Origin of the sequence: [Flexibacter] sp. ATCC 35208, assembly GCF_001975825.1 — a bacterium.
Taxonomy (GTDB): domain Bacteria; phylum Bacteroidota; class Bacteroidia; order Chitinophagales; family Chitinophagaceae; genus Chitinophaga.
Genome location: NZ_MTKN01000038.1, coordinates 1 through 24,131, shown reverse-complemented (window position 1 = coordinate 24,131; position 24,131 = coordinate 1). Strand labels below are relative to the sequence as shown.

Below are 24,131 nucleotides of genomic sequence, written 5' to 3'. Positions count from 1 at the left end.
GGCCTCGTTTTATTCGGATACCTAATGGAGATAGGTAGTCCTTTAAGCACTTCTGAGGAGGTTTATTTATTTTTGATACACGCTCTTCTTAAATTACTGAATCATCAGTTTAGTGCTCATCACTTTCTTTGTTTTAGTGCTTACTTCCACGCTGTAAATACCTGTAGGTATACCAGATGGAATAGTCATAGTCTCGTTAGCCTTCGCTGATTTTCTCAACACCACTCTGCCTGACATATCCGTCATTGTTACAATCACATCTGTAATTGCCTTATCTGATATACGAATGGCAAAGCTATGCTGTATAACAGGGTTTGGATAAATAGATGAAGTGGTTACCTCCACAGACGCCTGTCTTGCACCCGCTTCAGTACCCGCTGCTTCAAAGTGTGACCAGTCATACGCACCTACATAATGCACATAGTAATTACCATTCACTCTCGCAGGCATGCTATTAGACCATGTATTGGTATAATCCACTCCATTGATCTCGAGTTTAGTCAGGTTCCATGAATTGATGTAAGAGATATTGCCTGCAATTACATAACAGAACTCACCATTACCATCTTTTGCAAATGGTAATGTCACCACAGAAGGGTTATCACAGCTACCACCAGTTACATTCTGTTTGAAATTAGCAGTGACAGACAGGTTGGTGTTTACTGTAACGGTAACAGGATTGAGGGTGTCAGTAATGCCACCACTCCAATTATTAAACAGGTAACCATTACCTGGTGTTGCAGTCAATGTTACAACCGTACCTTCTGTATATGTACCACCAGCGGGGTTGAGTGCCACCGTACCGGTACCTGATACTGCTGTAGTGATAGAATACTGCTTAGGTGCGACTACATTGGTTACATAGATATTGCTGGTATCTTTAAAGCTACCATCAGCAGTCGTCGCATAAATGAATGCACTCCCTGAAGCCAGCGTTGTTACTAATCCTGTGCTGCTCACAGTAGCAATGGATGGTGCAGAAGATGTCCATGTCAGCAACTTATTGGTAGCATTAGCAGGTAATACAGTTGCTGTGAGTTGTGCTGTAGTATTGATGTTCAGTGTATCGGTAGCAGGTGTAACAGTGATACCTGTTACAGGTACTACTACAGCAGGTGTAGGTGTGCTGCCATATACCAGTTGATCATTTACATAGAGAGGAATATTACTTACTTCTTTCAATGTACCGTCTACACCCTGTGAAGACCAGTCATTGGCTGCGTTCCATGCACTGGCTGGCGCTTCGTAAGGAAGACGGATACGGATCTGTGATTCTTTCTTTGACTCACTCTGACCACCTGGCCAGATCTTAAGCGTTGAATTGTAAGTTACCTCTGTATAATAAAGATGCTTTGCAGTATCCCACGCTTGTAACGGTGTAAAAGTTACATCTGCATTGTTGGAAGAAACGACGTAGTCAGTAGATTTATAACCGGCGGTAAGGCCTTCTGAAATATCAACAAATAAACGGAATACATGTTTGGATGCAATACGTGCCGGCCATGCAGTATGATTGTTTACCCACACAGACCATTCAGTGTATGTAGTACCACTGCCATTGATCTTGGCCTCGATCGTGAATTCGCCTGTAGGTGTTTCTGCCACCGGGAAGTTAGTGAGGGGCGTACCTCCGTAATCCTGTACCAGCTTTGCCGCCAGTCCGGAGAATGCCGCATTGTAATCGGTCGCTACTTCGTTATTCACATAGTTGCCACGATCATCTGTATAGGAGTCATCGTTGTTGGGGCCACCTACCAGTGCGCCATACAAGGTATGTCTCGATTCGGTAGGAGGGCCGGTCAGGTTATTCGTCCAGCAACCATGTGCAGTACGATGGTGAGGCTTTACAGGAGGATTTGTACCAAAGCCACATACATAACTACGATTGTTTGGATTGCTACCCAGTGCATAGTTTATTTGAGATTGTGCAAAGGTGTAGTACTTCGTGCCTTTGGCAGTGGTAGTAGCGGCATCTTTGTAGTAAGCAGCCAGGAAACCAGTGTTGATCGCATATCTCAGTGCACCCCATACATCCAGGAATGCGAGGCCACCGGCTGTGTAAGTAATGCGTGACCCATTGTAACCATCTGTCCAATAGTCAAGGTGTCTTTCTATATCTTCTTTGTACTGGGTTTTGCCTGTCAGCTTTGCCAGTAGCGCATAACAGCCAGTAGATTTATCATCCCAGGCTAGCCCCCATTTGTAAGATTTGATGGCTGTCTGTGATTCAGTAGAGAGGTTTGCATAGTATGTCTCTGCTTTTGTGAGCCATGCAGCATCGCCGGTGGCGCGGTAGAGCCAGATGGCGCCCCATACCAGTTCATCGTTGTAGCCGCTGTAAGAGTTATAATAACTGGCAGCATCCGTGATGGAAGCAGAATACACACCGCGATAGGTATCAGCAAAGTTGTACAACTGAATCGCGTGTGTAAGCAACGTCGCACTATAAGTAGGGTCGTCTGTTTTAAACACCATACTGGCAGCGGCCATTGCAGCAGCAGTTTCGGCAGCAAGGTCAGAGCCTGGATGTGTCGCATCAATCTTGTAAGCAGGACGGGACATCGCCATTACTTCCGAAGATCCCCACCACGCGTGGTCTGTACCGCCATTGCCTACCTGGCCATACAGTTCATTTGGCGCGGTATGACAGCGAATAAAATAGTCATTTACAAAACGAAGATTGCTTTTCAGGTACTTCATCTGACCGGAGTTATTATAACCACCTGCAAAGTCAACAGCGCCCCAGGCCAGCATCGTCGCTGAGAAAGCCATCGGGAAGTTGAACTTCACATGGTCGCCGGCATCATACCATCCACCAGTCAGGTCTACACCTACATCACTACCATCAGTGAGTGCTGAGTTGCTACGCCAGGTGACACGGTTGTCTGCCGGCAATGTACCCGAGCGTTGTGCTTCGTAAAAGAACATAGACTTCTGCAATACTTCTGCATAGTTGTAGCTCTGTGCGTACGTGGATTTGAGGGATACCATCGTCAGGATGGTGGCGAATATGGGTAGGCGCAGCAGCTTGCCTCCCTTCGCAGGAACGAGGGAAAATCTGGTTTTCATCGGGTTGTATTTAAAAATCAATGTAAAGGGACCAATGGGTATCTGAATTGGGCCTTGAAGAGATTATAGGTTTTTTATAGTATGTCTTTAAGAATAATGATATGGTAACGCAAGTTTAGGGAATTCTCAGGTATAAACAAAAAAATCGCCAGCCTTATCAGACTGGCGATGTACCATCATTAAGCACCCATCAGGTCATCCTGTCTTTCGGAGATAGCCTTGTGTCTGAGTACCAGTTCTTTGAAACTTCCTTCATTCAGCATGGTGTCTTCCTGGCCAAGATGACGAAGCTAATCTTAGTTCCAGTTCTACAGCTGTTTTATCAGCTTTCCGTTCGGGGCGCTGTAAGCGAATGAGAGGGCGAATTGAAAAAAGAAAGCCGCCTTTCATGAGGCGGCTTTGCGTATTAAATAGGTTCAGATAAATATTTTCTGATTAGTGGATGGACTTGGGCAGGATAAAATGTAGTGTTTAAACAATATAGCAAGGTCAAACACGGATTTTTAACATCTTACTAAGTTTTTGCCTTTTATTAGAGTAATGCTAGCATCTCGTCGATATTTCCTTTTATTTGAAGGGAGCGGGCTGCGATTTCCGCAGGCACTTCAGGGTGGTCTCTGTTAAAGCGAAGCAGGTAGGCCGAAGGATTATGGTAAGTGATTTGTTCCATTGGCCAGCGTACTACTCCTGGAGTATTGAAACCGGTGCCCATGTCCATGATGACTATGGGTGTTTGTAAATGTTGATGTACCCATGACTGGAAGCGTTCGCGTTGTTGCTCGTAAGGTTTTTCGATAAACCAGCTGCCACCCCGGACGTTCATAAACATATCGCCACCACATTTAGGACATTTAGGAATAGCGTTTGCATCCGTGATTTCATGCGTAACCGGATCAAGATTCGCTAACAGTTTATCAAGAATAGGGCGGGTATCATATGTTTCATCAGAGCAGGGTTGTAAACATTGCATCAGTTTATAGTTTCCCTGTGGTGTGAAAATTCTGGAAGGGGCAAAACCGTTCTTTTCAAACATGGTATCCACATTGGAGGTAATGACAAAGTATTCCTTGTCTCTGACCAGAGAGAATAATTGTTGATAAACGGGGGCCAGCAGCTGAATGAATGGCATTGTCTATACACTTATGAAATGGGTGGAAACAGCCAAGTAGTTGTGAATTGGCTGCATTTACGATTGCATCTACCTGTAGGGTGGTAATATCACCCTGCCAGAGAATGCCATCGGAAATGACTACTTTCCGCTCAGTTGTTTCTTCCAGATACAATTCATCAGTCAATACCAGTATCCTCTCCGTTAATGGGGGAGGAGTACTGGTCAGAATGGCTTTGACCTGTTCACGTGGGGTTAAGCCACTGGTCATTTGCTTGCGATGGCCGAAAAGCGTTAATATTTCTTCAATTGTATTTGTCAACGAAATCCAAATTTGCCGTTTTGATTTTTCCATTCACTGGTAGCAGGAATCGCTTCAATCACATCCCAGTGTTCAGCAATTTTTCCATCTTCTACACGGAACAGATCATAGAAGGTGCTGTGTACATCTGCCATCTGACCTTCGCTGATCACCAGTACAAAGTTACCTTCTCCCAGTACCTTGTGTACCTTCGTATAGCTAAAGCCAATTTTATTCGCTGCAAAATAGGCCAATGCCTGTTGTAACCCTTCCAATCCATCGGCAATATGAGGATTGTGTTGAATATAGCCGGTTGCTTTGATGTAAGCAGGAATGATGGAAGAATCGCCACCTACCAGGAACTTTTCCACAAAGGTCGTAATGAACGTTTTATTGGAGGCAGTTTTGTCCAGGTCTGTGATCGTAGTCGCACCATCAGTCATTGTATGTCCGTTAGCAGTAGGAGCAACGGGTTCCTGCAGGTTATCCCAGTGTTCTACGATTTTACCGTCTTCAAAGCGGAAGATATCAAACCCGATCTTAGGGCCGAAGAAGTCGTATTCTGTATGTGTAAATACATAATCGCCTTCCTGGAAGGCACGTACAATATTCACTTTAAAACCCTGTGCAGGTTTGTTCTGTACCAGTGCACCAAATCCGGCCAGACCATCGGCAATAGCGAGGTTGTGCTGGGTATACTTTTCTGGATTGATATAAGCAACCGGAGCCGCATCGCCAGTTTCAAGGCTGTTTAAGAGGTCGATCACCTTTTGTTTGTTGTCTTTCATACTACAAAGTTGCAGCATTTACAGGCGCGGGAAAAGGTAGAAACGGGATATTGTATGATACTTTTACGCCATCAGGAATTGTTCCCTGAATTCAACGGGTGTTTGAGCAGCGTGTTTTTTAAAGTATTTGATGAAGTTGGTAGGTTCATCATAGCCCAGGGTGTAGCCTATTTCCTTGATGGTATCCTGGGTATGGGCGAGCAGGCGTTTGGCTTCCAGCATGACACGGTCGTCGATCATTTCCTTGGGTGTTTTGCCTACAGTTTTGGCCGTGGCGGTGTTCAGCCGTTTCTCTGTCACCAGGAGTTCGCGGGCATAGAATTGCACCTGTTTTTCTGACTGGTAATGTTTTTCCAGCATTTCCCTGAATAACAGTAAATAATCCAGGTCCGCATTCTTCTTCAGTTCTGTAAAGTCTTGCTGGCGGTATTCGCGTTCTGCATACAGGAGGAAATTGTGTAACAGGTTATGCAGGATGTCGGGTTGTCCTCCATCTTTGGGATGTGTGAGTTCCCATTGCATGAGGGTGATCAGTTCACTGAAGGGTTTGCTGTCATCAAGATGGATCATGACCACTTTCATAAGGTCGTTAAAAAGGATGTTCCCATGCAGGTATTTCAGGTTCTTGTTAAAGAAATTGTCTGTGAACAAAATTGCATATCCTTCAGCATTAGCGTGCACATCATATCGGTGTACCCTGTCTTTGTTTAAGAACAGTAACGTATCCCGCTGTATTTGTATGGGTTCAAAGTCTACCCAATGTACAGAGGTGCCCTGCTGAAACCAGAGTATGTGGTAAAAGCCGGTACGGTGTGGGGTGATGAGCATTTCAGCATGATTGCTGTATAGTTTCTCCAGCGGAATGATTTCGAATTCCACGGGTAAACCTGCTTTAAACTCGAATTTAGTGATTCTCTTGTGCATGTATCCTTACAGCTATGAGGTAGCAAATTAACGAATAGATGGCAGCTGCGGACAATAGCATTACATACTTCCACAATGGGGCGCTGTAATTGGACTGGCCAGAGGCCCCATTGAAACCAGTAATGATCATATAGGCTATTTCATGAGAGATCAGACAGCTATAAACAATGACTAAAATCAACGAAAATAAGACCGTAGCTCTTAGTTTCTTTAAAAGAGAGAGCGAAATTGCAGCCACATAAATGATGATAAACGGCAAGTAGACTGCTGAACGGTATTTGAAGAATATGTGATCCGGGGAGGCCTCCCATGCATTGACCTGGTCAACGGTCATCAGCATCACATTCACCAAAGCAAGAACAGCAGCAATAGAATTGGCAGTAGAGAGATATGTGCTTTTAACCTTTCGGAGTTTTGCCATACACAGCGTGGCTATCAGAAAGCCAATTATGGATATACAGTGGGTCTGGAGCAGGGATTCTGGTATAAACATATGCGGAACAAAATAAAAAAGGCTGCCCAATTGAGCAACCTTCTTACTGGTACCGCGTACGGGAGTCGAACCCGTCATTCCTCCGTGAAAGGGAGGCGTCTTAGCCGATTGACCAACGCGGCTTGTCTAAAAGCTATGGCGCGATTCCATATTTTAGGATTGCAAAGGTAAGCGGGATTTTCATATTTCCAAAAAAAATTTCGTTAACTTAAAATTCTATTGCTTTATCCCGGTCTAGCATGTAACTTCGCAATCAATTTTTTTCAATCTCAACAAACTCAGTGTAAAATGGGAACTAATCTTAAAATCGGTATTAATGGTTTCGGTCGTATTGGCCGTTTAGTATACCGTCAGATCTACAAAATGCCAGGTATAGACGTGGTAGCTATTAATGACCTTACAAGTCCCGCAGTTTTAGCTCACCTTCTGAAATATGATTCAGCTCAGGGTCGTTTCGATGCTGATGTGAAGCACTCCGATAACGCTATCTCCGTTGACGGAAATGAGGTGAAAATTTACGCTCAAAAAGATCCTTCTCAAATTCCTTGGGGTAACCATGGTGTTGACGTAGTTATCGAATCAACCGGTTTCTTCGCCGATAAAGACAAAGCTGAAGCTCACATCAAGGCTGGTGCTAAGAGAGTTGTTATCTCCGCTCCTGCAACTGGTGACCTGAAGACTGTTGTATTCAACGTAAACCATGATATCCTGGATGGTAGCGAAACTATCATTTCCTGCGCTTCATGTACTACTAACTGTCTGGCTCCAATGGCTAAGGTACTGGAAGATACTTATGGTATCGAACTGGGTATCATGACCACTATCCACGCTTACACCAACGACCAGAATACCCTGGATGCACCTCATCCTAAGGGTGACCTGCGTCGTGCACGTGCTGCTGCTGCTAACATCGTACCTAACAGTACTGGTGCTGCTAAAGCTATCGGCCTGGTACTGCCTAGCCTGAAAGGTAAACTGGATGGTAACGCACAGCGTGTTCCAACCATCACTGGTTCCCTGACTGAACTGACTTCCGTTCTGAAGAAGAAGACTACCGTTGAAGAAATCAACGCTGCTATGAAAGCTGCTTCTAACGAATCATTCGGTTATACTACAGACGAAATCGTGAGCAGCGACATCATCGGTATCCACTTCGGTTCCCTGTTCGATGCTACTCAGACTAAGATCGTTTCTGTAGGCGACAAACAACTGGTTAAGACTGTATCATGGTATGACAACGAGATGAGCTATGTGTCTCAGCTGGTTCGTACCGTTAAGTACTTTGCCGGTTTGATCAGCAAATAAGCTTTATAGATCATAAGATGTAAATGGTGAATGGTAAATGGTGAAATTGTTTCCACCATTCACTGTTCACCATTTATCGTTTATTCACCAGAGAGATAAACCAGAACCAATGAGTAAATTTTCCGATTTCAACTTTAAAGGTCATAAAGCAGTAGTGCGCGTTGACTTTAACGTGCCACTGAACGATCAATTCCAGATCACTGATGATACCCGTATGACCGCTGCTGTTCCTACCATCAAAAAGATCCTTGCTGATGGCGGTAGCGTAATCCTGATGTCTCACCTGGGTCGTCCAAAAGATGGTCCTACCGATAAATATTCTCTGAAACACCTGGTTAACCACCTGATCAAATTGCTGGAAGGTGTGACCGTTAAGTTCGCTACCGATTGTATTGGCGAAGTAGCTGAAAAAGCTGCTGCTGCCCTGCAACCAGGCGAAGTGCTGCTGCTGGAAAACCTTCGCTTCTACAAAGAAGAAGAAAAAGGTGATAAGGGCTTCGCAGAAAAGCTGTCTAAACTGGGTGACGTATATGTAAACGATGCATTCGGTACAGCTCACCGTGCACACGCTTCTACTGCTGTGATTGCTGAATTCTTCTCAACTGACAAACGTATGTTTGGTCTGCTGATGGAAGCTGAAGTTAACAATGCAGAAAAAGTACTGCATGGTTCAGAAAAACCTTTCACCGCTATCCTGGGTGGTGCTAAGGTGAGCGACAAAATCCTGATCATCGAAAACCTGATGGAAAAAGCTAACAACATCATCATCGGTGGTGGTATGGCTTATACTTTCCTGAAAGCGCAGGGTAAGGAAATCGGTAGTTCTCTGTGCGAAAACGAGAAACTGGACCTGGCACTGGAACTGCTCGCTAAAGCTAAGGTGAAAGGCGTACAGCTGATCCTGCCTGTTGACTCTATCGCAGCTGATAAATTTGCAGCTGATGCCAACACCCAGGAAGTTAGCAATGACAACATCCCAGCTGGTTGGATGGGTCTGGACATCGGACCTAAATCCGTAGCTATCTTCAGCGAAACGATCCAACAGTCTAAAACCATCCTGTGGAATGGTCCTATGGGTGTGTTCGAAATGAAGGCTTTCCAGAATGGTACCAAATCTGTAGCTGATGCCATCGTGCTGGCTACAGCACAGGGTGCATTCTCTCTGGTAGGTGGTGGTGACTCTGTTGCTGCAGTGAACCAGTTTGGCCTGGCTGACAAAGTTAGCTATGTATCTACTGGTGGTGGTGCTATGCTGGAGTATTTCGAAGGAAAGACCCTACCTGGTATTGCTGCTGTAAAAGGATAAGTATTATTGAGCTTTTTAGATAAAAAAGACACCTGGTGTTAAAAACATCAGGTGTCTTTGTTTTTTGGAATGGGCAGAAAGTTTTTTATTATCTTGATGGAATGAGTAAACTAACGCGCCACCTCTATTTCCAGGTTATCATCGCCATCATCATCGGTATTCTCGTCGGCCACTACTATCCACAAATTGCTCCTACAGGAGAATTGATCAGTACCATCTTTATCAACCTGATAAAGATGCTGATTGCCCCCATCATCTTCCTTACCATCGTACTTGGCATCGCCAGAATGGGAGATATGAAGAAAGTAGGCAAGGTAGGTGGCAAAGCGTTACTTTATTTCGAAATCGTGACCACCCTCGCCATCACTATCGGCCTCCTTGTTGCGAACTATTTAAAACCCGGTAAAAGCATTGATTTTTCCAGTGTGTCGGGTGCCGACATTGCAAAAGCGGCCAGGATCCAACAGGATGCAGCTGGCTTTAGCTGGACGGAATTCCTGCTCCATATTGTTCCTTCCAATGCTGTAGAAGCCTTTGCCAAAGGCGAAATTATCCAGGTACTGGTCTTTGCAATTCTCTTTGGCTACGGTATTACAAAACTGAATGGAAAGGGTGATGGTCTCCTGAATACCTTCGAGCGCATTTCAGAAGTCTTTTTCAATATCCTTAAGTTTATCATGAAACTGGCGCCAATTGGTGCCTTTGGAGGGATGGCTTTTACTATTGGTAAGTTCGGCCTCAAAGCCCTGCACCCTATGATCTCACTTATGCTATGTGTATACCTGACTATGTTCCTGTTCATCTTCATCGTACTGGGAACGATCGCGTATCTGTACAAATTCAGCCTCTGGAAATACCTCAAATTTATAAGTAACGAACTTCTGATCGTACTGGGTACATCCAGTTCCGAATCTGCCCTGCCGGGTATTATGGAGAAACTGGAAAAAATGGGTTGCCATAAAGAGATCGTAGGTCTCGTTATCCCCGCAGGTTATTCCTTTAACCTGGATGGTACGAGTATCTACCTCAGTATGTCTATGATCTTCCTGGCGCAGGCGGCAAAAGTAGACCTGAGCATCTGGCAGGAGTTAACCATCATTGGCATCCTGATGATCACTTCCAAAGGAGCTGCAGGTGTAACAGGTAGCGGTTTTATCGTACTCGCCTCCACACTGGCTGTTATCAAAGTGATCCCTGCAGAAGGTCTTGCACTCCTGATAGGTGTTGACCGTTTTATGAGCGAAGCCAGGGCTATTACAAACCTGATCGGTAATGGTGTAGCCACTATCGTAATGGCAAAAAGTGAAAAAGCTTTTGATGAGGAAAAGTATAAGCTGGCTGTAGGTGTTCAGTAATATTAGTTACTTTTAGTTCCCACTTATGAATGTGAAGTACCGCCTTGCTACTTTTATATTTTGTCTGCTGACAATATATAGTTATTCTGTGCGTGCACAGGAGTCGACACTTTCATATTCATTCCGCCACCTGGATCTCAACGATGGGCTGGCCAGTAATCACGTATCAGCTATCTTACAAGACCGCAAAGGGTTTATCTGGATTGCCAGCACGGCATTGCAGCGTTACGATGGGAGTAACCTGATCACCATTGCCAGCTTTGACAAGGTACCCGGCTCTATTTATTACGATGATATCTGCCTGTGTGAAGATAAGAAAGGAAGGATCTGGATGGGGGCTCCGGACAACATTCGTTTTTATGATCCTGTTACATCCAAAGTAAAGGTCCTGAAAATGGATATGCTCCCAATGGGCACCGGCAATGTATATTGTAGTCATATTATACAGGATCATGCAGGGGTGATCTGGGTCACCACCCAGGAAGGATTATATCGCTATGATGAACAGTCTTCCACCTTTGTTATTCCCAAAGAAGTACCCGAAGCGCAGCGAGCTGAAATGTACAGCGCCATTACTGAAGATAGAAAAGGTAACCTCTGGATCAGTGGCAGGAAAGGCATCTATATGCTGAGTGCCGACCGGAAACACCTGTATGGCAGAAATAACAATCCCCTACAGATTCCCCTGCTAAATACACTGGGTAGCGTTAAGCAGTTTTTCATCGATAGCCACGAACGGCTCTGGGTTGCAGATAGGCTTGGCGACACACTCTACTGCTATATACCCGCACAAAACCAGTTAAAAGGTTGGCCCTTCAGGATCAATCAACCTCCTGAAGGGAATATGGTCACCGACATTACCGAAGACAAAGACAATCAGATATGGGTAGCAACGGAACTGGGCGGCATCTACCGCTATGATGAAAAGGCAAACGATTTCCACCTCAACATCCGCGCAAATAATGAAGACGATAAAAGATTCCACTACGACTTTGAAGTCAACTGTTTCCTGAATGACAGAGATGGCCGCCTATGGATAGGTACTGACAGGGGTTTAAATATTCTGAATACTCCTGATCCGGCGTTTCGCATCATGGATCAGCGGGATCCAAATGCAAATCTACCCCAGGCAGAAGTGACTGGTCTTTTCCAGGATAATAAAGGGAATATCTATGCAGGTTATTGGGGTAAGGGCTTTAGCTGGCTCTCACCTGATTTGCAGTTTAAAAAGCAGTTCCTCAAAGAAGTACCTGAGGAGCGGGGACTGGTATGGAGTTTTGCCCAGATGCCGGATGACAAGGTGCTGGTAGGGCAGGAAAATGGCTGGTTATCAATATTTGACCCTAAGCAGGGGGGATTTGTAGCGCATAAACACAAAGATGTATTTGATGATCAGACGCTCATGACCATGCTGCCGGAAAATGATACCACCGTGTGGATAGGATTGTATAAAAACGGACTGGTACGTTGGAACCCTGTAACAGATACATTCATGGCTTGTCAGAACCTGATGAATAAAATCCGGCATCCTATCACGGTGATGGATATAGCGAGGCAGGGAGACAGTATATTATGGCTCGCTACGAGTGATGCTGGTTTGATCCGGTATAATCATGTTACCCAGAAGATAGTGTCGCGGGAGCTGTTTCCCTATGCACATTTATCTGTCAGTAATATCACCTGTTTGAAACTGCTGGATGATACGACGCTCGTAGCAGGTACAGAGCATGGTTTGTGGGTATACAATATTCATAATCATACAGCTGATCCATTATTGATCAATGGCGACCTGTTTGACGAGTGGGTACTAAGCATGTTACCTTCTGGCAGCAAGGGTTTGTGGTTTACTACCCCATATGGTTTTTATCGTTTTAACAGACGGAATTTCGGTCTGGAAACCTTTGTACAGACAGGACAGATCATTGATAATAACCGTAAGGTGAGTAGACGGATTGTACGACTGGCAGATGGCCGGTTGATGATAGGGGCCTCAGATCATTTTGTGATATTGGATACGGCGGCATTGAAAGTCGCACCTTCGCCACCCAATGTCACCATTATCAATTTCAGGGCCATGGACAGCAGTATACAGCTGAGTACCCTGTATTATAAAAATGCACCGCTGGCACTGAATCATCGTCAGAACTTTATCAACATTGAATTCAAAAGTCTGCAATATCACCATGAAGCCATCCGCTATTTTTATCAGCTGGATGGGGTAGATGAAGACTGGGTACAGGCTAATGGTCTGCTGGTAGCCAGGTATACGAATCTACCTCCGGGTAGTTATATATTCCGGGTAAGAAGTATGAATACTGCCGGCACTTTTTCATCGGGTGTAACGACATTGTATTTTAATATTCTGCCTGCTTTTTGGCAAACTACTTGGTTTCGTATGTTGGGGCTGCTGCTGGTAGTAGCGATCATCTATACTTATTTCAGGATAAGAATCTACCTGATCAAAAGAGAAGCCCGCCGCCGTACACAAATAGAACAACAGATTGCACAGCTGGAAATGAAGGCCCTCCGGGCACAAATGAATCCGCACTTCATCTTCAATGCCCTGAACTCTATTCAGACATTTATGATGAAGAGTGAAACAGAGCAGGCGCTTTCTTACCTGAATCGTTTTGCAAGACTGATCAGGAATGTGCTGGATAGTTCACAGCTGAATAGTATTACTATTTCCAAAGAGATCAGGATGATTGAAAACTACATAGAGCTGGAAAAGTTACGTTTTGCGGATCAATTTGATTGTGATATACATGTAGATGCCGCACTGGATCCTGATTTTACGGATATCCCTACCATGATTTTACAACCCTTTGTGGAGAATGCCATCTGGCATGGGTTGCTACACAAAAAGGAAAGGGGGAAACTCACTATTATATTCACGAAAGAAATAGATCGGGTACTATGTATGATAGAAGATGACGGTATTGGCAGGGAAAGGTCGGCAGCGTTGAAGCAACAAACTGGCGATGAGCATCATTCCAGGGGGATACAAATAACGCGTGACAGGCTGGCTTTGTACAACAAACGATTTAACCTGGATATGACCTTTGATATAGAAGATTTGCCATCAGGAACGAGAGTGAATGTATGGTTTCCACTCGACGAAGAATAAAAATCTTCATGAAAAGCGGGATTCACCAAAGGGGATGAAAACTATTTTCACAAAAAAAGGGGGTTACAGTAATGTAATCCCCTTTTCAATTATTTTACCAGCTGCCGCTTGAACCTCCTCCGCTACCGGAGCCTCCACCGAAGCCGCCAAAGCCGCCTCCTCCTCCGCCACCGCCCCAGCTACCTCCACGGCTACCGCCGCCAAAGATACCCGGGCCAATCCAACCAGTCCATCCACGACGACTGAATGTATGACCACCACCGCCACCGCGATTGTTCAGGATCGAAATGATCACTACAATTATGATGATCAGTATAACCAGTCCTGGTGCATTGCTGCCGTCTTTTGCCCTGTTGGGCGTGCCTTTGTATTCTCCTTTCGACGCTTCAACGATCCTGTCTATCGCTTCATCAAAACCCTGATAGTAATCGCCGGCTTTGAAGTTTGGCTTAATGTTCTCATCGATGATACGGTTAGCGATAGCATCTGGTACTACGCCTTCCATACCGGTGCCGACTTCGATACGGATCTTTCTGTCGTCTATGGCTGCCAGTATCAGTATACCATTGTTTTTCTCTTTGGTACCGATACCCCAGTCACGGAGTATAGCCAGACCTACTTCGGCAATGTCCCTCCCGTTGGTAGAAGGGATGGTCACAATGGCAATCTGTGTAGAAGTGGTATCGTTGTACTCTAACAGTTTGTTTTCCAGTGTGGCCACCTGATCGCTTTGCAGCACGCCTGCCAGGTCATTCACCAGCCGGGGTGGATTGGGGCGGGGAGGAATCTTTAATTCCTGTGCCTGTACCATTCCCAGGGCTAAGAAGAAACCTACAAGCAGGCAGTATACTTGCCTCATCTTAATTAATTTTATTGACCTCATCTCCCTACTACTATGTCATCCGGTAATTCGTTAATGTCATCTCCTTCATGTGGAAAGTGTAAACACAGCGCTTCGCCTATTTCACCGATGCAGGTTTCGATACCTGTTACCACCTGGTTATTGGCAAAATGTGCCAGCATGCTTTTTGTTTTCTCTTTCCAAAAATCTTTACCCACTTTTTCATGAATGCCTTTATCCCCGGCTATAGCATACTGTTTGTCTTTCAGTGCAAAATAGAGTAGCACTCCATTGCGGAACCTTGTTTTCTCCAGACCCAGTTGAATAAAGATCTCATGTGCCCTGTCTATGGGATCAACAAATTTGCAACGGCTTTCGACAAATACGCGGATTTCTCCGCTGGTCATTCTTTCCGCATTCCGGATCGCTTGTACCAGTTGCTGTTTTTCTGCTTCGGTGAGCAGTTCTTTTTTAGGGAATAAACGCATAGATGAATGGGCTATTTGATATTAGAACTGCACCTTAGGTGCATTTTCAGAACCCTTATCGGCCATGTAGTATTCTTTGGCTTTGAAACCACCGAAACCAGCTACGATATTGTTAGGGAAAGTGCTGACAGTGCTATTAAAGCTTTCCACAGCAGTGGAAAAGTCATTACGTGCTACGGTGATGCGGTTTTCAGTGCCTTCGAGTTGTGCCTGCAGGTCACGGAAGTTCTGGTTAGCTTTTAGTTCAGGATAAGCTTCTGATACAGCCAGCAGTCTGCCCAGTGCTGTACTCAGCTGACCTTGTGCTGCCTGGTACTGTTGTACTTTTTCAGGAGTCAGGTCATCGCCTTTGATAGTGATCTGGGTAGCTTTTGCTCTTGCTTCCATTACCTGTGTCAGGGTTTCTTTCTCAAAGTTAGCAGCACCTTTAACAGTCGAAACCAGGTTTGGGATCAGATCAGCTCTGCGCTGATACTGTGCTTCCACATTGCTCCACTTGCTTTTTACTGCCTGATCCTGACGTACGATGCTATTGTATTTGGATACACCACAGCCTCCAAAGATTAATACTACAACAAGAATAATGATCAGTGTGAGCGTACTCTTTTTCATTTGTGCTAAGATTTATTTACTATATAACAATGTTAATGCCTGTTTATATTGCCCTGATTTTCTGTAAATTAGTATAGTGAGTAATAACAGGCGTATCCAAACCTACAAGAAATTACGCAAAGTACAAGGAGTTATTATGCTAAGGCCTGTTAACCAGCTCACTGAACAATAACCGCAGGAACGATAAAGGGAGTTTATTTTACTTTCACAAGAAAGATATAAGCATTGGTGAAAAAATCAGTTAGCAAATGTAGGTTTCTCTATAATTTTGGTGGTATTTGCTTATTGTGAATATCGTTAAGAATACTTTCATTCGTTTGTAACGCCGCTATTGTTAATTTAAAGGTATTTAAGTCTGCTTCAATGAGTGAACAACACATCCATATTCTGTATATAGATGATGAGATACACAACTTAAATGCGTTCAAAGCATCTTTCCGTAGGCTTTACACGGTGTTTACGGCAAGTTCGGCTGAGGAAGCAGAGAAAGTGTTGGAAAAGGAAGAAGTCCACATCATCATTTCAGATCAGCGGATGCCCAGGATGACCGGGATTGAATTTTTTGAGTCTATCCTTGACAGGTATCCTGAGCCCATCCGAATCTTACTGACAGGTTATGCCGACATCAATGCGGTTATTGATGCCATCAACAAGGGTCAGGTGTATAAGTATTTTTCCAAGCCATGGAATGACGAGGATCTTCGTCACAACATTGAAAAGGCATTTGAAGTCTATGCCCTCCGTAAAGAGAACAAGGAATTAACAGCAAAGCTGCTGGATGTAAATGAGAAGCTGGAGTTCCTGCTCCGTCAAAAGCTCATTTCTTAATGATGAAGTGTATCGTGTTGTCGTATATCTGATAGTCCAACTTTAATTGTTTACAGATCTCGTCAAGAAAATCTTCAACCTTTTTATCTTTTTCAAGGCTACCTGAGAAGTGTGTATTTTCAAGCGAAGGCGCTGCGGAAAAGTCCAGTTTGAGTCCAAACCAGCGTTGTAATACAGGTCTCAGTTCTTCCAATGGCCTGTTGCGGAAGCGATAAACGCCTTCCCTCCAACCCAGGGTCACTGTTTCATCGAAACGTTTTACCTTGAAGCGCTCACCGGGATGATAGATTGCCTCAAATCCGGGCTTGAGCGTTACATCAAGACTATCCCCTACATCTGTCACCACTGTACCTTGTACCAGCGAGGTAGTAACTGTATTGTTATCATAAGAATTGACGTTGAAAGCCGTACCCAGTGCTATCACGGAGGTGATTCCTGTGTGTACGATAAACGGTCTTTCAGGATTATGTGCTACTGTAAAGTAAGCTTCTCCTTCCAGGTACACTTCCCTGGTTCTGCCTGGGAAGATGAATGGGAAACGGAGGGTGGAGCTGGCATTGAGATGTACTTCCGTACCATCTGCCAGTTCAATATGATAATCCTGCTTGGGGGGCACTGTGAGCGTATTCCATTCCAGCGATTTGCTCTGGTAAATGGTATCCGGACGGATGTTTTTAATAGCGATGGTCCCTGAATCGCCTGTTACCTTAATGGCGGTATCAGCCACTTCTGTGCCAGCTACTACCGAAGGTGGAGGCACTGAAAAGATAGGTACGCCTGCCATTTGTGGGATTATAATGCGATATTGGTTGGCTGTTTGATGAGGTACCTGTTGTTTTGCCGGCAGAAAGAAATATGCCCCTGCAGTGGCGCCGATGGCCAATAATATAGCTGCCGCTACCCGTACTTTCTTCAGGTAAGCCAATACCCTGAGGTGTACTGGTGTTGGTTCCAGGATGGCTTTTACCTTTAGCCAGTCGGATTCTACCTGAAGATCTTCCAGGAATGCATTGTCTGTGTACAATATGGCCTCTTCATATTCCTGCCAGCAGCGGCGCACATTTGCATTGTTGTGCATTTCCTTTTGCAGCAGCTTGTCTTCCACTTCAGTTAAATCGCCAAGTTGCTTACGCAGTAGTAAACTGTAGATATACTCTTGGTCGTATTTCATTTTATTATGGTAGTGGTTACGAGGGTTTTTAAGATAATAATTAAGTTGAGTCTTGGTTTTATATATTGCGTCATAGCCGGGTTATCTTTCAATAGCCATGATCAAAGGTGTTGTAATCGACGTCGGTACCAATGCCGGCCCCGTTTCGCAGGGTGGACAGGGTGCCTTATTTTGCTGTGCAGCAACGACGGCATTTTCCTGCCGCTGACGGCATCTGGCGTCAATAAGTTGATAGAAAAAGCCCCCAGGGGCATGTTCTATCTGCTGATATTGCCGGGTCTTCCATACTTCTATAAATATCTTTTGTACTAGCTCTCTTGCCTCGTCCATATTCCCCAACATTGTACTTGCTTTCAGGCAGAGGGGTTTGTAGTATTTCATAAAGAAGTATTGATAGGCCTCCAGGGTATTATCCTTCTTTAAGACGGATAACATAGCGGTATCCTCGCTGGTAATCATATGAATAAGGTTATTTTGCGGTTAGTGAGTCTTCTTTTGTGCGATAGATATCTGTCCCCAATACGCTTTAAATTTCGATAGAAAGAAGGAGAAATTCGTTAACGCCATGTTAATGAAATCCGATTTTTCTGGTTCCCTATATTTAGACTTTCCCTTAAATTGCAGCTTTCTAAAGAAAAACTTAGTGGAATATGCAAGTTTGGAAAGACTATCAGACAAAGAATAAAGAACGTTTTCTGGAAGAATTGCTGGCTTTGCTGCGCATCCCTTCCGTGAGCGCAGACTCCCGTTTTAACAAAGATGTAGCGGACTGCGCCGAAGCGGTAAAACAACGCCTGATTGAAGCAGGTGCTGACAATGTAGAAGTTTGCCCTACTGCCGGACACCCGATCGTATATGGAGAAAAAATCATCGATGCGGCTTTCCCGACCGTATTGGTATATGGTCACTACGACGTACAGCCTGCCGATCCCCTGGAACTGTGGGATAGCGGTCCGTTTGAACCTGTGATCAAAGACGAAAAGATCTATGCCCGCGGTTCTGCGGACGACAAAGGTCAGTTCTACATGCACGTGAAGGCGTTCGAAACCATGATGAATACCAACTCTGTACCCTGCAATATCAAGTTTATGATTGAAGGGGAGGAGGAAGTAGGCTCTGCGAACCTGGGTATCTTTATCAAGGAAAATAAGGAAAGACTGAAAGCAGATGTGGTGCTCATTTCTGACACCTCCATGCTGAGCCTGGAAAATCCTAGCCTGGATACCGGCTTACGCGGTCTGTCTTATATGGAAGTAGAGGTAACCGGCCCTAACCGTGACCTGCACAGTGGCGTATATGGTGGCGCTGTTGCCAACCCTGCTACCATCCTTTGCCAGATGATTGCTTCCCTCCATGACGAAAATAACCACATCACCATCCCTGGTTTCTACGACAACGTACAGGAACTGAGCAAGGAAGACAGAGCTGCCCTGAATGCAGCACCGTTTGACGAAGCTGAGTATAAAAAAGACCTGGGGGTAGATGAACTGTGGGGTGAGAAGGGATATTCTTCTATCGAGCGCACCGGTATCCGTCCTACCCTGGAGGTAAACGGTATCTGGGGTGGCTATACCGGCGAAGGTTCCAAAACCGTACTGCCTTCAAAAGCACACGCCAAGATCTCTATGCGCCTGGTACCTAACCAGGACTGGATCCAGATTTCTGACCTGTTCAAAGCTCATTTTGAGAAGATTGCGCCTAAGTCAGTAAAGGTAAAGGTAACAGCTCACCACGGTGGTAGCCCATATGTAACACCTACTGACCACGTGGCATTCAAGGCAGCGAGCGAAGCGATCAAAGAAACTTTTGGTAAATCTCCAATTCCCGTACGCGGTGGTGGTAGTATTCCTATCGTAGCACTGTTTGAAAAAGAACTTGGACTGAAGACCATCCTGATGGGCTTTGGATTAGATAGCGACAACCTGCACTCTCCAAATGAGAAGTATGGTCTGGCTAACTATTATAAAGGAATTGAAACCATTCCTTATTTCCACAAGTTCTTTGCGGAAATGAATAAGAAATAATTATGCAGAATACAGAGAAACTGCGCCTGGACAAGTATCTCTGGGCGATCAGGATATTTAAAACCCGCTCACAGGCCTCTACGGCCTGTGAAGGCGGGAAAGTGAAGATGAATGGGACCTCCGTAAAAGCTGCACGCGCAGTTAGTATAGGAGACAAATATGAAATCAGGTCAGAATCCCGGAAATGGGTGATTGAGGTGGTGAGCTTAATAGCCAACAGAGTACAATATGCTGAAGCCATTAAGCATTACGTTGATCTCACTCCCGAAGAAGACCAGGAGATGAACCAGCGGATTGCCGCCAGCTTCCATACCGGTAAGCGTCCGAGTAAGATCGGCCGCCCTACCAAAAAGGAAAGGAGGGACCTGGATGGTTTCATGACCAACGAGGATGAGGAACAACAACAATAAAGATTGAGGCCCGGGCTAAAGCCCGGGCCTCAATCTTTATACATAAACTTTGGAATTTGCTTAGTAAATTCGCATCCTCTAAAATTACCTTTCAATAAATGCCTAAGCAAAGCGACGTTTTGTCTACTGACTTCCTTGTCAAAGTAGCGGAAGAATTTGGAACTCCGGTATATATATACCATGCGGAAAAGATTGCCATCCAGTACGAAAAGTTAAAGGACGCCTTCCAAAAGACGGACGCACGCTTTTTCTATGCCTGTAAGGCGCTAACCAACATCAACATCCTGAAGTACATCAACTCCCTGGGTTGCGGTCTGGACACCGTGTCTATCAACGAAGTCCAACTCGGTCTCAAGGCAGGATTCGAACCTAAAAACATCATCTTTACCCCTAACTGTGTAGACCTCGACGAAATCGTAGCTGCCAAGGACCTGGGTGTAAATATCAATATCGACAACATCTCCATCCTGGAGCAATTTGGTAACCGCTTTGGTGACTCTTACCCAATCTGCATCCGCCTGAACCCACATATCATGGCTGGCGGTAACTATAAGATCTCCACAGGTCACGTAGACAGCAAGTTCGGTATCTCCATCCACCAGATCCGCCACATTGAGCGCATCGTAAAGAGCACCAAACTGAAAGTAACCGGCCTGCATATGCACACCGGTTCTGAAATCAAGGATGTAGATGTATTCCTCCGTGGGGTAGACATCATGTTCGAACTGGCTGTGAACTTCCCTGATCTGGAATTCATTGACCTGGGTAGCGGCTTCAAAGTGGCTTATCAACAGGGCGACCCTGAAACCGACATCCAGCTGCTGGGCAAAAAGCTCTCCGACGCTTTCAACAAGTTCAGCAAAACATATAACCGCCCTCTGCAGGTATGGTTCGAACCGGGTAAATTCCTGGTAAGCCAGAGCGGTTACTTCGTGGTAAAAGCAAATGTGATCAAACAGACCACTGCTACCGTATTCGTAGGTGTGAACTCAGGGTTTAACCACCTGATCCGCCCAATGTTCTACGATGCCTTCCACCTGATCAAGAACATCTCTAATCCAAAAGGAACCGAACGGATCTATACCGTGGTAGGTAACATCTGCGAAACGGATACTTTCGGTTGGGATCGTAAACTGAACGAAGTAAAAGAAGGCGATCTGCTGGTATTCTACAACGCAGGAGCTTATGGTTTTGAAATGTCTTCCAACTTCAACTCCCGTTTTAAACCTGCCGAAGTGCTGGTAAAAGATGGTAAAGCCCAACTCATCCGCAGAAGGGATACTTTCGACGACCTGCTAAAAAATCAGATCGAGTTATAATTTGAATATTTTACAGATTAGAATATATTTATAGGTCTGCCGGATTGGCAGACCTATAACTTTTTATGGCGAAAATTGAGGTTTTGCATTAAATTTGTACCTAATAACCAACCACAACCTCTCTGCTTAATCCTGCACGCTGTAATTCACTGAATGTAACTTTTACAATTTTTCATCTGTCCATTCGTCATATAACTAGATGAGTCATTTTTACATATTTTAGATTATGAAAGTTTTAACTGCCGGTCCCGATCAATTAAAGGATGAGGCACTGATAGAATCCCATATTTCCTTCGCGCCTTATGTCAAGTTCCTGAAGGAGAAAGCGGCCAGTAAAACAGATAGCAGGGCGGCGTATTATAAAAAGATCGCTGAACGCTTTGAAAGTAACCCCGCACTACTTGGCCCTATAGCCGGTGCAGATGACCTGTCCGCTTACCAGGAGTATATCGACCTCATTATTGCTACAATATTTCCAATCACTTCTGATATGGACAAGGATATCTATGGTATAGGTGTCCCCCAGAAGTTTGCTATATTTTATTACTCCGACCTCTTCAAGAATATCTTCGCTGATAATAGCGACAGAATGCTGGAAGTACCTAAAGGTATTTCAGTAGATAAGATGAAGAAGGATAAACTGGAATGGCTGTACAAGCTGATCCTGGAGAAAGCATACGGTTTTCCCGTTACTTACCAGAACGAGATCATCCACCATATCAACATGCCCGACAGCAATGGAGGCAAGAGATATGTGAAGGTGAATGTAGACCCTCGTTTCGTGGAAGTAAAGGTAAAAGGTGAGCTACCTCCGCTTACATACGATACTGTATGTATGAAAAAGTTCAGCCCCGAAGGCCTGAAAGAAATTTTGCCACTGGATAATTTCGTCCTCGAAGGATTTGTGATCTGGACATTACAGGATGTAACCAAAGATGAGGTGCAGAATGTAATGAAGAACCTGATCCTGAACATGCACGAGGGCAACGAAAGACGTACCTACCGCCGTATGGAGGAAGAAGTACTGGCACTGATGGGAGATACTGACCTGAGTGTGCACGTGGTACCTATTCCAAAAATCAATGGTCGCTATGTGCTGGAATGTGAACAATGCGAAAGCGGCGTGACCCTGGGCGTAACTGGTAGCGAAAAACAGCAGCAACAGCTGTTTCAGCAACTGATCCAGTACCTGGGGCAGAACAAAACGCCACTTTTGCTGCCCGTGGTGACGGAGAGTTCTCTCTATGCATATCCATTCCTGCGCTACCTGCCGCTCAAGGGCATCAATAGCTTTGTACTGGTACCTATATGGCATGAGGATACCCTGCTGGGTATCGTAGAACTGGCCTCCGGCACCCCTAACAAGATCACTGCTGAAACACTGGCACAAGCCATGCCGGCATATCCACTGTTAGTGATGTTGCTGAATAGAGGTGCTGACATCACATCGAACCGAATCACCCAGGTCATCAAGGAGCAGTTCACTGCCCTGCAACCTTCTGTGGAATGGAAGTTCATCGATGCAGCATGGCATTATCTGCACACACCAAAAGCAAAAAGAAAAGACATCGGTAACATTGCGTTTGAAGATGTCTATCCATTATATGGCGCTGTAGACATCCGGAACTCTTCTACCGAACGTAGCAATGCGATCCACGAAGATCTTCGTGAACAACTACTCCTGATCCGGGAAACCCTGGACCACATTGGCAACACCATCTACCTGCCATTGCTGGAAGAGCTGAAGTTCAAAAATGATGAGCTCATTACCGGTATCACCAGTGGTATGCTCTCAGAAGATGAACTGCGTACAAACAACTACCTGGACGAAGAAATCGGCCCATTGTTCCGTCACCTGCACGAAAGTCATCCTGAACTGCAGCCGGCACTGGAACGTTACTTCTCCCTGGTAGACCAGACAGAAGGCCATATTCAGCACCACCGCCAGGATTATGAAGATAGTCTGGCTATGATCAACGCTGAACTGAACCAGTACCTGGACAAAGAGAAAGAAAACATACAACACTCCTTCCCATGTTACTTCGAAAAGTATCGTACGGATGGGGTAGAGTACAATATCTATATAGGACAGGCCATTGCGCAAACCCGCAAGTTCGACCTGCTCTACCTGCGTAACCTGCGCCTGTGGCAGATACAGTCTATGGCAGACATTGCAAGACTCACCAACAAGTTGATTCCAACACTAAAGGTGCCTTTGCAAACTACCCAGCTGGTACTGGCTCACAGCAATCCGATCGACATCAGCTTCAGACAGGATGAACGCCGCTTCGATGTAGAAGGCGCTTACAACATCCGCTATGAAATACTGAAGAAAAGGATTGATAAGGTGCACATCCGCCAGACAGGCAAACGCCTTACCCAACCGGGTACCATTGCAATCGTGTATGCTTATGCGAAAGAGATGGAAGAATACCTGAAGTACATCACCTTCCTGCAGAATAAAAACATCCTGCTGCCAGACGTAGAAATGCTGGACCTGGAAGACCTGCAAGGGGTAAGCGGTCTGAGAGCGCTAAGAGTGAAAGTAAATATGGAAGCATAAAAAAAGGGAACATTATCAATAAATGAAACTCCCGGGAATCGTATAAAATAAAAAAAGGGTGTATCTAACTTTTGATACACCCTTTTTTCTTTGAAAATA

Annotated in this window: 20 protein-coding genes and 1 tRNA gene; 9 read left to right on the top strand and 12 right to left on the bottom strand. The window is 45.0% G+C overall.

Annotation, left to right across the window (positions count from 1 at the left end; genetic code table 11):
* Nucleotides 1–93: 93 nt before the first annotated feature.
* The 7 genes from BW716_RS21930 to BW716_RS21900 all read right to left on the bottom strand — a co-directional run bounded on the left by BW716_RS21930 (nt 94) and on the right by BW716_RS21900 (nt 6,805).
* The gene (locus BW716_RS21930; RefSeq protein ID WP_083726000.1) at nt 94–3,069 is read right to left on the bottom strand and encodes a glycoside hydrolase family 9 protein; all 2,976 of its coding nucleotides are present in this window, start codon (nt 3,067–3,069) and stop codon (nt 94–96) included.
* 532 nt (nt 3,070–3,601) lie between these two features.
* Nucleotides 3,602–4,198, bottom strand: a complete 597-nt coding sequence (locus tag BW716_RS21925) for a hypothetical protein (protein WP_143708960.1) — start codon at nt 4,196–4,198, stop codon at nt 3,602–3,604.
* A complete protein-coding gene (locus BW716_RS37675; RefSeq protein WP_143708959.1) occupies nt 4,095–4,499 on the bottom strand; it encodes a hypothetical protein in 405 nt (134 codons plus the stop codon). Before BW716_RS37675 ends, BW716_RS21925 begins: the two co-directional genes overlap by 104 nt.
* Nucleotides 4,496–5,266 carry a nuclear transport factor 2 family protein gene (locus tag BW716_RS21915; RefSeq protein WP_143708958.1) on the bottom strand — a complete coding sequence of 257 codons (771 nt, stop codon included), beginning with the start codon at nt 5,264–5,266 and terminating at the stop codon, nt 4,496–4,498. Before BW716_RS21915 ends, BW716_RS37675 begins: the two co-directional genes overlap by 4 nt.
* Before the next feature lie 63 nt (nt 5,267–5,329).
* The gene (locus tag BW716_RS21910; RefSeq protein ID WP_083725994.1) at nt 5,330–6,190 is read right to left on the bottom strand and encodes a helix-turn-helix transcriptional regulator; all 861 of its coding nucleotides are present in this window, start codon (nt 6,188–6,190) and stop codon (nt 5,330–5,332) included.
* Nucleotides 6,171–6,611 (bottom strand): hypothetical protein, encoded by a 441-nt coding sequence (locus BW716_RS21905; protein ID WP_143708957.1) that lies wholly within the window; start codon nt 6,609–6,611, stop codon nt 6,171–6,173. The genes BW716_RS21910 and BW716_RS21905 overlap by 20 nt, the downstream gene beginning before the upstream one ends.
* A gap of 119 nt (nt 6,612–6,730) precedes the next feature.
* Nucleotides 6,731–6,805, bottom strand: a tRNA-Glu gene (locus tag BW716_RS21900).
* Nucleotides 6,806–6,971: 166 nt separating this feature from the next.
* Here BW716_RS21900 and gap point away from each other — a divergent pair.
* From gap to BW716_RS21880, 4 genes are all read left to right on the top strand, one after another.
* The gene (gene gap, locus BW716_RS21895) at nt 6,972–7,988 is read left to right on the top strand and encodes a type I glyceraldehyde-3-phosphate dehydrogenase (protein ID WP_083725990.1); all 1,017 of its coding nucleotides are present in this window, start codon (nt 6,972–6,974) and stop codon (nt 7,986–7,988) included.
* 109 nt (nt 7,989–8,097) lie between these two features.
* Nucleotides 8,098–9,294 carry a phosphoglycerate kinase gene (gene pgk / locus BW716_RS21890; protein WP_083725988.1) on the top strand — a complete coding sequence of 399 codons (1,197 nt, stop codon included), beginning with the start codon at nt 8,098–8,100 and terminating at the stop codon, nt 9,292–9,294.
* Nucleotides 9,295–9,395: 101 nt separating this feature from the next.
* Nucleotides 9,396–10,649 (top strand): C4-dicarboxylate transporter DctA, encoded by a 1,254-nt coding sequence (gene dctA, locus BW716_RS21885; protein WP_083725986.1) that lies wholly within the window; start codon nt 9,396–9,398, stop codon nt 10,647–10,649.
* A 25-nt stretch (nt 10,650–10,674) separates the two neighbouring features.
* Nucleotides 10,675–13,776, top strand: a complete 3,102-nt coding sequence (locus BW716_RS21880) for a sensor histidine kinase (protein ID WP_083725984.1) — start codon at nt 10,675–10,677, stop codon at nt 13,774–13,776.
* Between the two features lie 94 nt (nt 13,777–13,870).
* Here BW716_RS21880 and BW716_RS21875 read toward each other — a convergent pair whose 3' ends face one another.
* Genes BW716_RS21875 through BW716_RS21865 form a run of 3 tightly spaced genes read right to left on the bottom strand, consistent with a single transcriptional unit; the run spans nt 13,871 to nt 15,717 of the window.
* Nucleotides 13,871–14,635, bottom strand: coding sequence for a YgcG family protein (locus BW716_RS21875; RefSeq protein WP_083726089.1), 765 nt, complete (start codon nt 14,633–14,635; stop codon nt 13,871–13,873).
* Between the two features lie 20 nt (nt 14,636–14,655).
* Nucleotides 14,656–15,105 (bottom strand): TPM domain-containing protein, encoded by a 450-nt coding sequence (locus BW716_RS21870; protein ID WP_083725982.1) that lies wholly within the window; start codon nt 15,103–15,105, stop codon nt 14,656–14,658.
* Between the two features lie 21 nt (nt 15,106–15,126).
* On the bottom strand, nt 15,127–15,717 hold the full coding sequence (locus BW716_RS21865; RefSeq protein ID WP_083725980.1) for a LemA family protein: 591 nt from the start codon (nt 15,715–15,717) through the stop codon (nt 15,127–15,129).
* Nucleotides 15,718–16,080: 363 nt separating this feature from the next.
* Between BW716_RS21865 and BW716_RS21860 the strand changes: the two genes are divergently transcribed.
* Nucleotides 16,081–16,545, top strand: a complete 465-nt coding sequence (locus tag BW716_RS21860) for a response regulator (RefSeq protein ID WP_083725978.1) — start codon at nt 16,081–16,083, stop codon at nt 16,543–16,545.
* Here BW716_RS21860 and BW716_RS21855 read toward each other — a convergent pair.
* Both BW716_RS21855 and BW716_RS21850 read right to left on the bottom strand, forming a co-directional pair.
* On the bottom strand, nt 16,535–17,716 hold the full coding sequence (locus BW716_RS21855) for a FecR family protein (protein WP_083725976.1): 1,182 nt from the start codon (nt 17,714–17,716) through the stop codon (nt 16,535–16,537). The two genes, BW716_RS21860 and BW716_RS21855, sit on opposite strands and share 11 nt — an antisense overlap.
* An 81-nt stretch (nt 17,717–17,797) precedes the next feature.
* Nucleotides 17,798–18,175 carry an RNA polymerase sigma factor gene (locus BW716_RS21850; protein ID WP_083725974.1) on the bottom strand — a complete coding sequence of 126 codons (378 nt, stop codon included), beginning with the start codon at nt 18,173–18,175 and terminating at the stop codon, nt 17,798–17,800.
* 191 nt (nt 18,176–18,366) lie between these two features.
* Here BW716_RS21850 and BW716_RS21845 point away from each other — a divergent pair, with 191 nt between their 5' ends.
* The 4 genes from BW716_RS21845 (at nt 18,367) to BW716_RS21830 (ending at nt 24,032) form a co-directional block, all read left to right on the top strand.
* Nucleotides 18,367–19,740: a dipeptidase gene (locus BW716_RS21845; protein WP_083725972.1), complete on the top strand. Its 1,374-nt coding sequence runs from the start codon at nt 18,367–18,369 to the stop codon at nt 19,738–19,740.
* 2 nt (nt 19,741–19,742) lie between these two features.
* Nucleotides 19,743–20,150, top strand: a complete 408-nt coding sequence (locus tag BW716_RS21840) for an RNA-binding S4 domain-containing protein (RefSeq protein ID WP_083725970.1) — start codon at nt 19,743–19,745, stop codon at nt 20,148–20,150.
* A gap of 98 nt (nt 20,151–20,248) precedes the next feature.
* Entirely contained in the window at nt 20,249–21,469 is a 1,221-nt protein-coding gene (gene lysA, locus BW716_RS21835; RefSeq protein WP_083725968.1) for a diaminopimelate decarboxylase, read from the top strand.
* Nucleotides 21,470–21,695: 226 nt separating this feature from the next.
* The gene (locus tag BW716_RS21830; RefSeq protein ID WP_083725966.1) at nt 21,696–24,032 is read left to right on the top strand and encodes a hypothetical protein; all 2,337 of its coding nucleotides are present in this window, start codon (nt 21,696–21,698) and stop codon (nt 24,030–24,032) included.
* Nucleotides 24,033–24,131: the final 99 nt, after the last annotated feature.